A 14623-nucleotide genomic window follows, 5' to 3' on the forward strand; every position below is an offset into this window, starting at 1 on the left:
TTATACATCCCTTGCAGGATCCCACTTTTCAAGGTAATCGGCCACGCGCCTTACAAACGATCCGCCTAAAGCGCCGTCAACAACCCTATGGTCGTACGACAGGGACAGGAACATCATATGGCGTATGGCGATCACATCGCCCTCTTTGGTTTCAATTACGGCGGGCTTTTTCTTAATGGCGCCCACGGCCAAAATAGCCACCTGGGGCTGGTTAATAATAGGCGTACCCATTACATTACCAAACGAACCCACATTGGTAATGGTGAAGGTACCTTCCTTAACCTCGTCAGGTAATAACTTGCCGTTGCGCGCGCGACCGGCCAGGTCATTAACAGCCTTTGTTAAACCAACAAGATTCAATTCGTCGGCCTTTTTAATTACCGGCACAATAAGGTTGCCGCTTGGTAAAGCTGTAGCCATACTGATGTTAATGGCAGCTTTTTTGATGATCTGCGTTCCGTTAACCGTTACGTTAATCATCGGGAAATCTTTAATGGCCTTAACAACAGCTTCAATAAATATGGGTGTGAAGGTTATTTTTTCTCCCTCGCGCTTTTCAAAGCTGTTTTTAACCTTTTCGCGCCACAGCACCAGGCTGGTTACATCGGCCTCCACAAATGAGGTTACATGGGGGGATGTTTGCTTACTCATCACCATATGATCGGCAATGAGGCGGCGCATCCGGTCCATCTCAATAATCTCGTCAGTGCCGGATATTGATGCGGCAACCGGAGCCGACGCAGGTGTATTTCGTTCAGATTTTGTTTCTGCGGGCGCAGCTGGAGTTGCAGCTTTTTCAAAGCTAACCGGTTCAGCATACTGAGGGGTACTCACAGCAGGTTGAGCTTCCGGAGTGATAGTCGGCTGCTGATCATTATTTTTAACGGTCTGGGGCTCAACAGCGGGCGGCAAAGGTGCTTCGGCTGATGAATTAACCTGTACCGGTGTGGTAAAATCCGCAGCCGCCGGTGGTGCATTTTGCACTTTAGCAACAGATAAAGTTTTGTTTTGCAGGTAGTTTAACAGATCATCCTTGGTTAAGCGCCCGTCAGACCCTGTTCCGGGGATATGGTCAAGTTCATCAGTACTGATCCCTTCCTGCGCGGCAATATTGCGTACCAAAGGAGAATAAAAACGTCCTTCAGCTTTAAAAACAGGAGCCTGCGGTACAGATCGTTGTTCCAACTGCTCGATGCCCGGTATATCGTCAAAATTTGCCTGCTGCGGTTCGGCTTCAGGCTGGTCTTTTATAGCTGTAAACGGAACCGACTCATGATATAAATTGTCGTTACTCGCGGCGGTGTCTACGTTTACCGCGTTTTCGGGCTGGATGGTTACCTCTTCAGCTTCGCCGGTTTCAATAACCGCTATAACAGCCCCAACCTGTACAACATCATTCTCCTTATACAGTTGTTCAACTAATTTACCCGCTACAGGCGAAGGCACGTCCGAGTCAACCTTATCGGTTGCAATCTCCATTACCGCTTCATCAGCATCCACTTTATCTCCGGGGTTTTTAAGCCATTTAATAACAGTTGCTTCTGCAACGCTCTCCCCCATTTTTGGCAACAATAGTTGATATCTGGCCATGCGTACAATATAGTTTGACCTCAAATTTATTAATTTTCGCTGTTACTTGTCAATTTCTGCAAGTAAATTATTCAACATCGCCAGGGCCATTACAGCGCTCCTTTCAATATTTTGACGGCGTTTACCGTCAAATGTGTATTTCTTTATCACGGTTTTTTGTTTGCCTGCAACCGCAATCCATACGGTGCCAACGGGTTTATCTTCGGTTCCGCCGCCGGGGCCGGCAACACCTGTAATAGCCACAGCCAGGTCTGATTTAAAATTAAGCAGCGCGCCCTCTACCATTTCCTTTACGGTTTCCTCGCTAACGGCTCCGTGTTGCCATAAAGTTTCATTGCGCACTCCCAAAATACTCTCCTTTAACTCGTACGAGTACGATACAGCGCCGCCTAAAAACACCAGCGACGAGCCCGCATGCTGCGTGAAGAGATGCGACAAATAACCGCCGGTACAGCTTTCGGCTACTGATAAAGTGAGGCCGCGGCTTTCCATTTTATCCAATATCGCCTTCTCAAGCGGGATGTCCTGGTCAATGACAAATGGCGAACCTATCCGGTCAATAAACCTGGCTGCGAAAATATCAACCTGCGCCTGTAAAACATTTTCATCTTCGCCAAAAGCGCTTAAACGCAAACGTACTTGCCCGGGTTTAGGCAGATAGGCTAATTTGATATATGGCGGCAGGTCATTTTCAATATCGGCAATCCGTTCAGCTAAAAACGATTCACCCTCACCTACTGTAAGTAGAGTTTTATGGATGATAACCGGCAGTTTAAGCGTGGCTTTTAGTTTAGGGATTACCTGCCCCTCCATCATATACATCATTTCGAACGGTACGCCCGGCATCGACATATAAATTACCCCGTTGTGGTTAAACCACATGCCCGGCGCGGTACCGTTTTGGTTAAGCACCACCTCGCAATTGGCGGGTACAAGGGCCTGCTGCCTGTTTACTTCTAATAAAGGCCGGTTATACTTGGCAAAAATGCGCTCCACATTGGTTAAAGCATCCTTATTTTCCACAAACCCGACACCGAAGTATTCGGCTAAGGTTTTTTTGGTGATATCGTCTTTGGTGGGCCCTAAACCACCGGTTATAAAGATAACATCCGCGCGACCGGCAGCTTCCGATAAAGCTTTCAGGATATGCTCCCGGTCATCACTTACTGAGGTGATCTGCTTCACCCTTAAACCTATTTTATTAAGCTCGGTGGCCATCCAGGCGGAGTTGGTATCTACTATTTGTCCTATCAATATCTCGTCGCCGATGGTAATAATCTCTGCCAGCATGTTTAGTTAATAAAAGGTTGATGTTGGGTTGTAATCGCTTCGTTTACTTAATTTCAAATCCTGCAAAATAGATGCTTTTACTTTTAAAGTTACGTTATACATTTTGTAAACGCCAAACGGGATCCACTGAAAGGAAAGATCCCAGCAATGCAGGTCGCGATAAATGGAAAACGATGTAGCGCTCGCAAACTTGGCGGCCTTGATATCGTAGGTAGTCGTAGCCTGAATTTTCCATTTTTGAGTAAGGTTCACATCGCCCGATACCTGCAAGGTGTTGCTGGTATTTTTGTTATTCAGATAGTTTTGATAGCTGAAACTATAATTCAGCGACAGGTTCCAGGGTACGTTGAAATCCACATAGGCGTTGGGATCGCTGTTTACCAAAGCAAGCCTTTGGGCCTGGTTAGGGTTCATGGTAGCGATGGTGTTCAACGCGGCATTGCCGGGAGTTGCTTTGGTTGAATTGAGGCTTCCCCCCATAGAAATATTCAAACCTGTTAAGGTCGGGAATTTACCGTCCTGCCATGCATACCGGTTAATATAGCGGCTTGTGCGTACAATCTGGTTATTGGCTATCGAATCGCTAACGCGGATCACGTACGGGCTAAACACCCCCGAAAAGCTGATACTAAGTTTTTGATTAAAAATAGCGGTATGACCCGAAAACGAAATATCAGATAATTTCATGGTATCGGCCGCGAAGTTGTAAAAAGTTGAAAAAGATAAGCCCTGTAAAATGGTGATCTTCTTGTCGGTGCCGGTAGTATCGGTTGATTTGGCTTTAACCTTGGCTTCAATAGTATTATCTACCGAAAAATTCAGGCCGGCTTGTTTCCCCGCCGACGGACCGCCATACACACCGTTTTGAAAAATAGAATATTTTTGATAGCTGTAAGGGTAAGGTATAGTTGCCTGGCTTACGGCTGTTTTATAATATCCAAAACTCGGATCGCTAAAATCGGGCCGGTAACTGAAGCTGATAGATGGCGTAGCAACATGCCTGATGGCTTTGAGGTTACCATGTTTAAAATACATGGTACCGTACAACTTGGTAGAAAAACCGGTGCTTACGCTGTATTCGCCCGCGCGTTTAAACCCGGGTATCGTATCAATAACCAGCTGGTTTGACCCGGAGATACTTCCCCTTTCAAACCTTTCGTTAATGCTTTGAAAATACCAGCGTTCAACATAGTTAACACTGCTGTTAAACTGGAAATATTTAAGTACGTTTAAGCCCAAACTTACCGGTATGGTATGTTGAAAGCCATTTTGCAGGCGTTTTGATAAAGTTTCGCTTTTAAATAACTGGCTTTCCGGTACATCATTCACCTTGTTGGTACCTACCAGGTTATAACTTACGGTAATTTTTTGATACCATTTCTGCTCGCCTACCCTATCCTTCGAATCGAAAGGGTTTATGGACGACATGCCGAAGGCGATGGTAGGCAACTCGATACTTACGGTTTTACGGGCTATATCCTGGCTATGCGAAATACCCACGCTTAAGTTAAAAGGTGTTCCCGCCCAGGTTTTACCGTAAGAGATACTGGACCTTAAACTGCTTTGGGCAAGCGCATTCACGTTATAGTTACTTGAAGCCGGGTTATTTCTGAAAAATCCTGAAGTTCCCGCGTCGACAGATGCACTAAAAGTGGAGCCCGGGTTGGCATTGGCATCCTGAACGTGCGACCAGTAAATATGCGCATCCTTTTGCGCCGGATCGCCTTCCAATCCGTAATTATGCGAGCCGAAGCTCAGCGTAACGTTACCCGTATATTTATAGCGTTTTAAATACCTCGCGGTACTGCTCAGTTCGTACGACCCTTTTGAATAGACGGTAGCAGTTGTGGTTAAATCAACATAATCGCTTATACCGATATAGTAACCAAATCCCCTCAGGTAAAAACCAAGGGTATTATCCTCACCAAAGGTAGGCAGTATAACACCTGAGGTACGCGTATCTGGTTTTGGGAAAAAGCCGAAGGGAATAGCAAGCGGCAGGGGAACGCCTTCAATTTCAAGATAGGCCGGACCGGAGATGATGCGTTTCTTCTCGCCGATACCGCGGGTAATCACAATGCCAAAGTGCGTATCGGGATAGGGCAAATCGCAGGTGCTGTAAATTACGTTACGATAGGCTACTTCTTCATCGTTAAGTTTTTTTGCCTGGCCGCCCGATATGAAGTTACCATCCTGCTCGGATGCGGGGTTGTAAATTTTCACCTTTTTGGTTTCGTAATTAAAAAACAACGAATCGGCAGCTACGGGTTTATCTGATTTTTGTTTAAGGATTGGCCGCCCTCCAAGGTACCTGTGGGATACCGGATCAATTTTACCACGGGCGAATACGATATGGTTATTCCTGTCTACACGGATATAATCGGCATCCAACTCAAAATCTTCGTAGGTTACACGCGCCTTACCATACAAATGAAGGATGTTATGATCGTTATCGGCATGGGTGGAATCTTCAGCTGTTGCTTTTACTTCCGATTCCAGGCCGCCATTCTTCTTTTTCTTTGTGGTATCATTGGCAGGTAAAGAATTTACAGGCTTGCCATTGCGCAGGGGTGTAATTGAACCCGATTGCTTACCTTTAAGAAGTTTCTTATCGCGAAGCGAATCGAGTTTGACAATGGTATCCGTTACCGGCTTGCAGCCATACTCGTAATTTAAAACCGGGCTGGCATGTGTAACCCCGTTTACTATTAATATAATTGCAAGCAGAAAAAAGAAGGTTGTGGATTTCAAAATTGATTATGAATAGTATTTTTGCAGATATAGTTAACAGCGTTCAAAAATAATGAAAAATAAGGCATTGAAAAGATTGATTTATCGTTTATGTGTGTTGTTGGTTTTCCTTTCAGTTCATCCTTTTAATTCATTTTGTTCAATACCCGGTAGCAGGCCTGTTGCAAACAGGGATACCGTAGTACCCGCCACCGGCTTCAAAATAAAAACAATCATTATCGATCCCGGGCACGGCGGTAAGCCATCAAGTAATGTGGGGCATTATTCGCACGGTGCATCTGGCTCATATTCATCAGAAAGGAATGTAACGCTGGCTATCGCGTTTAAATTGCAGGCTGCCATAGAAAAAGAATTGGGCGGCGTTAAGGCCGTAATGACCCGCACCACCGAAGATGACGTATCCTTTGAGCGCAGGGCCCAGATAGCCAACGAAAACAAAGGCCAGCTTTTTATATCCATCCATTGCAATTCCCTGTCAGACAGGGTTATTCGCGAACGCGTGGGCACCAAACATAAAAAGCCGGTATACCGCTCGGTACGGGTGCCCGATCGTTCAGGGAAAGGTGTACTGATGCTTGTTTACGGTTTGCACCGCACCCGCGAAGAGGAAAAAGCGATACAAAACAACCAGGTTGGTGAAGAAACCGAGCTTGACGGCGGCGCACTTGACCCGGATGATCCGACAACCATTATTTTAACAAACGAGTATAAGCGCAAATTCCGCCTGCAAAGTATCAAGCTTGCAACACTTATCAACAGTGAATTTACCGATACCGACGGAAGAAAAAGCGAGGGTATCCGCGAGCAGGGCATTTACGTGCTTTGCCATAGCGCCATGCCATCGGTACTGGTTGAAACCGGCTATATCAACAATCCGGATGATGAAAAATACCTGAACTCGGAAGAAGGACAGAACGAAATCGTAGCATCTATTGTGAGGGCGCTATCCATTTATAAAAAGGATATGGAGCAGGTTTCGCAATAATTTCGCTCCATTAACTTTTACGGTACATATAAATATAACGTACATATAAAACATATCGGCCTGTTTGCAGGTTTATCAACTTAAACAAATACACAAGGGTTAAAATCTACCTAATGAAAATTTCTAACGAAACCAAAATTGGCGCACTTACAGCCATAGCAATTACCATACTCATTTTAGGATACAGCTATTTACGCGGAAACGATGTTTTTTCGGGCTCAAATAAATACTACGCTATTTACAATAGTGTAGACGGCCTGGCCGTATCAAAACCTGTGCTGGTAAACGGCTACCAGATTGGCCGGATCTCAAAAATGGAACTGCAGCACGATGGCCGTACAGTAGTTGAATTTAAGATTGATCCGGATGTTGTGGTACCCAAGAATACGCTCGCCAAACTTGAAAGTACAGATCTTTTAGGCAGCAAAGCGGTTGTTTTTCAATTAGGCGACAGTAAGGCGCCAGCTGAAGACAGGGACACACTTAAAGCTGATATACAGGGAAGCCTGGCCGAAAGCCTGCAGCCCATTCAGAAAAAGGCCGAGATGCTGATCAGTAAGCTTGACTCATCGCTTTCGGCTGTAAACAAGATCCTGAACCCTAATTTTCAAAAAAATATCGACCGCAGTTTTATGAGTATCGCCAACTCGTTGCAAACTTTGGAAGGTACCACTAAAAAAATTGACAACCTGGTTGGCGCCCAAACCGGGCATATCGGCAATATTCTGGCTAATGCCGACGTAGCATCAGGCAGCTTAAAAACCAGTACCGCGCACCTGGCCACCATGACTGCTAATTTTGATAAAGTGAGCAGCGATATTGCAGCTGGAAACCTCAAACAAACGTTAGACAACGCCAACAAAGCCATGGCCGATCTGCAGGCTACTATCGCCAAAATCAACTCGGGCCAGGGATCATTAGGTTTATTGATGAACGATGATAAGATGTATAAAAACCTTACCGATGCTTCAAACAACCTGAATAACCTGTTTATTGATTTGAAGGCCCATCCAAAACGCTATGTAAGCTTCTCGGTATTTGGTGGTAAAAAAGATTAAAGGATTTTTCGTTAGCATACCATGCATAAAAACAGCCATTGCTCACATCGGGCAATCGCTGTTTTGTTTTTCGGACAAACGGGCTAACCCTGATATACAAGCAAAACTCAATAAGGATTGTTTACGTTTAAGAGAAACCGCGGTGTATTCAATAACTATTCAATAACGAAGGTCTTGCCTTCAATAGCCAGTTCGGTGTGTGGAAAAACGCTTTGCGCTTCATAAAGCAACTCATCAAGTGTACGGTAACGGGCCGAGAAGTGACCAATAAGCAGTTTACGAACATTTGTTTTCGACGCAATCTCCCCGGCCTGCACTGCGGTTGTATGATGGGTAATTACCGCCCTGTCCAGCATATCATGTAAAAAGGTTGCTTCATGATAAAGCAAGTTAACATTACTGATCTGCTCAAAATAACTTTCGTTATACATCGTGTCTGAGCAGTAGGCATATGATTTGGGTACGGCCGAATCGATAGTGAGTTCTTCGTTTTTATAAACCTTGCCATTCTCGTCGGTATAATCGCCCCCTTTTTTAAGGATGGAATAATAGGCTACCGAAATGTTCAGTTCTTCAATTTTCTCCTTGATGAGTTTACGCAAACGCTTTTTCTCCCTGAACAAAAAGCCCGTGCATGCAATGCGATGATCAAGCGGAATAGTTTCGATAATCACATCATTGTTAACCACAACTACTTCCGGTTTGTCGGTGCTGGTGAAAATATAGTTTAAAGTAAACTGTAGTTCGGTATCTGAATAGCGCAGTTGTAAATCGATAATTTCCTTTAGCGGTGCAGGGCAGATCAATACCAGCGGCTTTTTACGGCCGTTAAGGTGCATTGATGATAATAAACCAACAAGGCCTAAGTAATGATCGCCGTGAAGATGGCTGATGAGGATATGATCAATACGGCTGGCTTTAATATCATAGCGTAACATTTGCTGCTGTGTGCCTTCGCCGCAATCAATCAAATACAGGCGCTCATTGATGTTGAGCACCTGCGAAGTGGGGTTTCTGTTGAATATCGGTGTTGCCGAACTGCTGCCAAGTATTGTTACCTCAAATGTCATAAAGGGTAAACAATAAATGGTTTATCTTGCTTCTTTCTTTAATTCCTTTTCAATCTCTTCCATAAAAATAAGATCGACACCTTCTTCGGCAGTTGGCACAATAGTTAATACATTGTCCAGCTGCGAAATAGCGATTAAACGCGAAACAGCATCATTTAAGCCGGCCAGTATAAATGATCCGGTAGCATTTTTACACAAGCGATGACCAACCAAGAGGCTGCTTAAGCCCGATGAATCGGCAAATTTAACCTGCGACAGATCGAGAATAATATTGCGCTGCCCTTCCGTGTTGATCAAAATCAACTCCGATTTTAGCTGTGGTGTAACTATCGAATTTAACTTTGATTCGTTAAGCTTCAATACTATATACTTCTCGTGTTTATCTACAGTAAATTTCATTCTTATTTAAAATTGTAAGCTAATATAAATATTTTGTTGATATTTAAAAATTACAGATTGCTAAGCGCGTTGCTTATAGCTGTTTCAACACGTGATATTACGTTATTGTTTTCGGGCTTAACAAATGTTTCGCCTGTAATTTTTTCATATAGCTCGATGTAACGCTCCGATATGGAACTAACTATTTCGGGTGTCATTTCGGGCACTACTTGTCCCTCTTTTCCCTGAAAACCGTTTTCGATCAGCCATTTACGCACAAACTCTTTCGAGAGCTGTTTTTGCGGCTCGCCTTTTTCCTGGCGTTCGGCATATCCATCAGCATAAAAGTATCTTGACGAATCGGGCGTGTGAATCTCATCAATCAGGTAAATCTGGTCACCAATTTTTCCGAATTCGTATTTGGTATCCACCAAAATCAAACCTTGCCTAGCGGCAATTTCGGTACCGCGTTTAAATAAAGCTTTGGTATAGGCTTCCAGTTTAACGTAATCTTGTTCAGAAACAATACCTTTAGCAAGTATATCAGCCCGCGAGATATCCTCATCATGCCCTACCGACGCTTTGGTTGTAGGCGTAATGATAGGCTCGGGCAGGATATCGTTTTCCTTTAATCCCTCGGGCAAAACCTCGCCGCAAACCTGGCGTTTACCCAACGCATACTCGCGGGCGGCATGCCCTGCCAAATATCCGCGAATCACCATCTCTACCTTAAAAGGCTCGCAAATACGGCCGATGGTAGCACTTGGATCGGGAACCGCAACCACCCAGTTTGGCACAATATCGGCGGTAGCCTCTAAAAAACGGGCGGCAATCTGGTTCAGCACCTGTCCTTTATATGGAATCGCTTCAGGCAAAACCACGTCAAAGGCCGAGATCCTGTCGGTAACCACCATAGCCAGGTATTTATGATCTATCGTATAAACATCGCGTACTTTCCCCTTATAAAAAGCTGTCTGGCCCGGAAAGTTAAAATGTGTTTCTTTTATTGCGTTCATTCCTTAGTTCATGGTTGATAGTTCATGGTTCATAGTTGATTTGGGCAAATACCATGAACCATCAACTATGAACTATGAACCAATTATAATTACTGTATATCCCCGTAAGCTTCTAATATCCGCTTAACCAGTTTGTGCCTTACCACGTCTTCGCCGCTCAGGTATACTATTTCAATGCCCTTGATATCGGTTAAAATACGTAAAGCGGTATGCAGCCCCGATTGCTGTTTTTTAGGGAGGTCAATCTGTGTTACATCGCCGGTTACGATGAATTTGGCTGATGGCCCCATACGGGTCAGGAACATTTTCAGCTGCATATCGGTGGCGTTTTGGGCCTCATCCAAAATAACAAAACAATTATCGAGCGTACGGCCGCGCATAAAGGCCAAAGGGGCTATCTCAATGGTGCGGTTCTCGAGGTATACCTTCAGCTTTTCGGCCGGGATCATATCATCAAGCGCATCATAAAGAGGCCTCAAATATGGGTCGATCTTTTCCTTAAGGTCGCCGGGTAAAAAGCCGAGGTTCTCCCCCGCCTCAACCGCCGGGCGGGTAAGGATGATCCGTTTTATTTCTTTGTTTTTAAGTGCCCGTACAGCTAAGGCCACCGCGGTATACGTTTTACCGGTACCTGCAGGCCCTATGGCAAACAGGATATCGCTTTTGTTAATGGCATCAACCATACGGCGCTGGTTGGTGGTACGCGCACGCACCATTACCCCGTTAGGCCCGAAAACAATTACTTCACCACTCGCAAATTTATCGGCAGTAGCAGCCTCGGCAGGCATTGTATTGATATTGGCTTTAGAGCCAAGGATACGTTCAAGATCGGTTATATTGAGGTTTTCAAATTTTTCGACATGGTTTACCAGGTTTGTAAACTTTTCCTGGAAAATATTCAATTCATTATCATCGCCCAAAACCTTTACCTCACTGCCACGCGCAACTATTTTAAGCTTGGGGTATTGTTTCTTAATGATCTCAAAATGATCATTGTTTGGCCCCCAAAGTACAGCGGGGTTCACGTTTTCAATAGATAGCTTAAGTTCGTTCAATACTAATTTGATTTTTAGTTACAGATTTTTATGAATTAAAAATTGAATATTTGTAGCTTCAAATGCTACTACAAGATTAGCAATAAATATTTATAAAATTAATGGCAATTATAACATTAACTACTGATCTGGGCGATAAGGATATTTACCAGGCTGCTTTGAAAGGCAGTATCTACAAATCATTGCCTACAGTAAATATTGTTGATATTACCAACAACGTTGCGGCCTTTAACGTACAGCAAGCCGCCTTTATACTTAAAAACAGCTTCCATTACTTTCCCGACGATACCGTACACCTTATAGGAATTGATACTGTTTACAGCGATCATACCAAGTACCTCGCTATCCGCTATAAAAAACATTATTTTGTGGGCGCTGATAACGGTATTTTTTCATTGATGTTTGACAGCCCGCCCGAAGAGATTGTTGAGATCAATATTATGCAGGACCTTAAATTTCTGCATTTTCCTCTGGCAGATATTTTTGTTAAAGCGGCATGCCATTTGGCGCGGGGAGGTAAACTTAACGAAATAGGCTTACCGGTAGAAGAGATTGAAAACAAAATGAACCTGCAGCCGGTTATCGAAAAAAACCAGATAAAAGGTGTGGTGATTTATATCGATTCGTTCCAGAATGTGATCACCAACATTACTAAAGAGTTTTTTAACCGCGTACAGCAGGGCCGCCGGTTTGTGTTGAATTTTAAACGGAACGAAACCATTACCGATTTAAGCTGGCATTACAACGAGGTGCCCGTTGGCGAAAAACTATGCCTGTTTGGCATTAGCGACCACCTGGAAATTGCCATTAACAAAGGCAACGCCAGCGGCTTACTGGGCCTGAACCTAAACGATAAAGTGATCATCGAATTTCAATAACCCTTTTAATTGATCCATGAAAAAACTTGCACTGTTTATTTTTTTTGCAATCGCTTCCTTAACAGCATTTGGCCAGAGCCCCGTCAATTCCGATTCGGTGGCGTATCAGTTGCAACGACAAAAAATAAACAGGATGCTGGCGGCGCGCAAACAAAAGTTTGGGCAATATCAACAAAGCCTGAGCCAGCATACCGGCATTTTCGGCTTTCAAACCAAAGATGATATCCGCCGATCAGCGGGTATTTTGATGGAGATCTCCAAAACAGACGACGCCATTTTCCGGGAGTTGAAAATACTGCTGGAATACCGCGATTTTCAGCAGAAACAGATCCAGAACCACAGCCATGAGGCTGAAACCGCGAATGACGCTTACTTGAAGGTAGTAACGCATTTACAGCAGCAAAATACCCATCTTAAGCAACAGGTAAAAGAAGCCGGAGAGCATTTTGCCGCAAGGCAAAATATATACCTCGCGGTAATAGTTTTCATGGGTGCGTCAATTTTATTACTCCTGCTGCGTAAAAACCGGGTTAAAGCTTAAATTTGCGCCTTTAACTGATAACGCATACATGGCCAGAGGACGATTGAATAGTGGCGCTAAAACCGAAGCAGAACTACCTAAAGCAAAAATAAACCGCAGCAGCTTACGCAATGTTGCCAAACTGCTTACTTATCTTAAACCTTACAGGGTTAAGTTTATAGCCGGATTGGTTTTCCTGTTTTTATCGAGTTTGGTGGGTTTAGCCTTCCCGGCTATCCTGGGTGCCTTGATTGACGCGGCGCAGGGAATTTATAAATACAAATACCTTCCGCATGGCTTAAATGCCATCGCCATCATGGGCTTCATTATATTATTCGCGCAGGCCTTTGTGTCATTTTTCAGGGTAGTATGGTTTGTTCAGGTAGCCGAAAAATCATTGGCCGATATCCGTCGCGATACGTATTTCAAGCTCATTACCCTGCCCATGAACTTTTTTGCCAACCGCAGGGTGGGCGAACTGAATAGCCGCATATCCGCCGATCTTTCACAAATCCAGGACACGCTGACCACCACCTTTGCCGAAATGATCCGCCAATTGGTGATCATGGTAGGCAGCACCACCCTATTGGCAATCGTTTCAATCAAATTAACGCTGGCACTGTTAGCGATCCTGCCTTTCCTGGTTGCCTTCGCGGTATTCTTTGGGCGCTATATCCGTAAGCTTTCGCGCGAGGCACAGGATAAATTAGCTGAATCAAATACCATAGTTGAAGAAACACTGCAAGGCATTGCCAACGTGAAAGCTTTTGTAAACGAAGCGTATGAGGCAAACCGATACGATGTGCTATTACGAAAAGTGGTAAATATAGCGGTTAAGGGTGCAAAGTTCAGGGGAACCTTCGCGTCATTCATCGTGTTCTGCCTTTTCGGAACATTTGTAGGCGTTATCTGGTATGGATCTGTACTGGTTGCCAATCATGAAATTTATGTGGGCGACCTTACCACATTTATCATGTACTCGATATTTGTGGGCGCGGCCATGGGCAGCTTTCCTGATTTGTACGCCAACCTGCAAAAAGCCGTTGGCGCCAGCGAACGCGTATTGGAAATATTGGCGGAGCAAGGCGAAGATATTTCGATGACAGATAGCAACAACGCCATCAAACAAGCCATTAAAGGCGACCTCGAATTTAACGATGTGGTATTCGCCTACCCTTCCCGCCCGGAGATCACCGTTTTAAAAGGTATTTCGTTTAATGCCGATGCAGGGCAACGCGTAGCTATTGTGGGGCCAAGCGGCTCGGGTAAATCAACCATGGCATCGTTGATATTGCAGTTTTATCACCCTCAAAATGGTAGTATTTTGTTTGATGGCAAAGCTGCCGACAGCTATTCATTAACCGATATCCGCAACCAGGTAGCCATCGTTCCGCAGGACGTATTGTTGTTTGGCGGTACCATTTTAGAAAATATCGCCTATGGGCGGCTAAATGCCTCGAAAGAAGATATTATGCAGGCAGCTAAACGCGCCAACGCGCACCAGTTTATCTCATCTTTTCCCGAGGGCTACGAAACCGTTGTGGGCGAGCGTGGCGTAAAATTATCCGGCGGTCAGCGCCAGCGGATAGCCATAGCCAGGGCATTGCTTAAAAATCCTTCTATACTGATACTTGACGAGGCAACCTCATCGTTAGATTCTGAATCGGAACGCCTGGTGCAGGAAGCTTTGGAAGAGCTGATGAAAGACCGCACATCCATCATCATCGCCCACCGCCTGTCAACCATCCGCGAAGCTGATAAAATTGTTGTGCTTGAGAAGGGTAACATTGTTGAAAGCGGCAGTCACCACGAACTTATTAATAATGAGCAGGGATTATACCGCTATTTGAGCCAGCTGCAATTTGAGACTAACCAGGCTTAGATCCCGCTAAATTTTTATTCGCTTAAAATCCCAACCTAAAGCCCGGGAATACGTTTACAGCTAATAAAATCAGATTAAACTATTATATTCACAGGTAAAGATATTACCTACAAACGTAATAAATATTGCAGCGTGGAGAACAACACGTAT

General features: G+C 44.4%; 12 protein-coding genes. 5 read left to right on the plus strand and 7 right to left on the minus strand.

The window, feature by feature from the left end:
• Genes LX99_RS10305 through LX99_RS10315 form a run of 3 tightly spaced genes read right to left on the minus strand, consistent with a single transcriptional unit; the run spans position 1 to position 5631 of the window.
• Positions 1 to 1590 (minus strand): dihydrolipoamide acetyltransferase family protein, encoded by a 1590-nt coding sequence (locus LX99_RS10305; RefSeq protein WP_109607808.1) that lies wholly within the window; start codon positions 1588 to 1590, stop codon positions 1 to 3.
• Between the two features lie 42 nt (positions 1591 to 1632).
• On the minus strand, positions 1633 to 2880 hold the full coding sequence (locus LX99_RS10310; protein WP_109607809.1) for a competence/damage-inducible protein A: 1248 nt from the start codon (positions 2878 to 2880) through the stop codon (positions 1633 to 1635).
• Between the two features lie 6 nt (positions 2881 to 2886).
• Complete coding sequence (locus tag LX99_RS10315; protein ID WP_109607810.1) at positions 2887 to 5631, minus strand: putative LPS assembly protein LptD; 2745 nt, start codon at positions 5629 to 5631, stop codon at positions 2887 to 2889.
• A gap of 52 nt (positions 5632 to 5683) precedes the next feature.
• Between LX99_RS10315 and LX99_RS10320 the strand changes: the two genes are divergently transcribed.
• Both LX99_RS10320 and LX99_RS10325 read left to right on the plus strand, forming a co-directional pair.
• Entirely contained in the window at positions 5684 to 6616 is a 933-nt protein-coding gene (locus LX99_RS10320) for an N-acetylmuramoyl-L-alanine amidase family protein (RefSeq protein WP_109607811.1), read from the plus strand.
• A 113-nt stretch (positions 6617 to 6729) separates the two neighbouring features.
• On the plus strand, positions 6730 to 7674 hold the full coding sequence (locus LX99_RS10325) for an MlaD family protein (RefSeq protein WP_109607812.1): 945 nt from the start codon (positions 6730 to 6732) through the stop codon (positions 7672 to 7674).
• 155 nt (positions 7675 to 7829) lie between these two features.
• Here LX99_RS10325 and LX99_RS10330 read toward each other — a convergent pair whose 3' ends face one another.
• The 4 genes from LX99_RS10330 to LX99_RS10345 form a co-directional block, all read right to left on the minus strand.
• Positions 7830 to 8744 (minus strand): ribonuclease Z, encoded by a 915-nt coding sequence (locus LX99_RS10330; RefSeq protein WP_109607813.1) that lies wholly within the window; start codon positions 8742 to 8744, stop codon positions 7830 to 7832.
• Between the two features lie 21 nt (positions 8745 to 8765).
• Complete coding sequence (locus LX99_RS10335) at positions 8766 to 9143, minus strand: STAS domain-containing protein (protein ID WP_109607814.1); 378 nt, start codon at positions 9141 to 9143, stop codon at positions 8766 to 8768.
• 50 nt (positions 9144 to 9193) lie between these two features.
• On the minus strand, positions 9194 to 10138 hold the full coding sequence (locus LX99_RS10340; RefSeq protein WP_109607815.1) for a phosphoribosylaminoimidazolesuccinocarboxamide synthase: 945 nt from the start codon (positions 10136 to 10138) through the stop codon (positions 9194 to 9196).
• Between the two features lie 89 nt (positions 10139 to 10227).
• Entirely contained in the window at positions 10228 to 11193 is a 966-nt protein-coding gene (locus tag LX99_RS10345; RefSeq protein WP_109607816.1) for a PhoH family protein, read from the minus strand.
• Between the two features lie 101 nt (positions 11194 to 11294).
• Here LX99_RS10345 and LX99_RS10350 point away from each other — a divergent pair, with 101 nt between their 5' ends.
• The 3 genes from LX99_RS10350 to LX99_RS10360 are packed head-to-tail and all read left to right on the plus strand — an operon-like array spanning position 11295 to position 14473.
• Positions 11295 to 12071: an SAM hydrolase/SAM-dependent halogenase family protein gene (locus LX99_RS10350; protein WP_109607817.1), complete on the plus strand. Its 777-nt coding sequence runs from the start codon at positions 11295 to 11297 to the stop codon at positions 12069 to 12071.
• Between the two features lie 16 nt (positions 12072 to 12087).
• Positions 12088 to 12612, plus strand: a complete 525-nt coding sequence (locus LX99_RS10355; RefSeq protein ID WP_109607818.1) for a hypothetical protein — start codon at positions 12088 to 12090, stop codon at positions 12610 to 12612.
• A gap of 28 nt (positions 12613 to 12640) precedes the next feature.
• Positions 12641 to 14473 carry an ABC transporter ATP-binding protein gene (locus LX99_RS10360; RefSeq protein ID WP_109607819.1) on the plus strand — a complete coding sequence of 611 codons (1833 nt, stop codon included), beginning with the start codon at positions 12641 to 12643 and terminating at the stop codon, positions 14471 to 14473.
• Positions 14474 to 14623 lie beyond the last annotated feature (150 nt).

This window comes from Mucilaginibacter oryzae (assembly GCF_003148845.1).
GTDB classification, from domain to species: domain Bacteria; phylum Bacteroidota; class Bacteroidia; order Sphingobacteriales; family Sphingobacteriaceae; genus Mucilaginibacter; species Mucilaginibacter oryzae.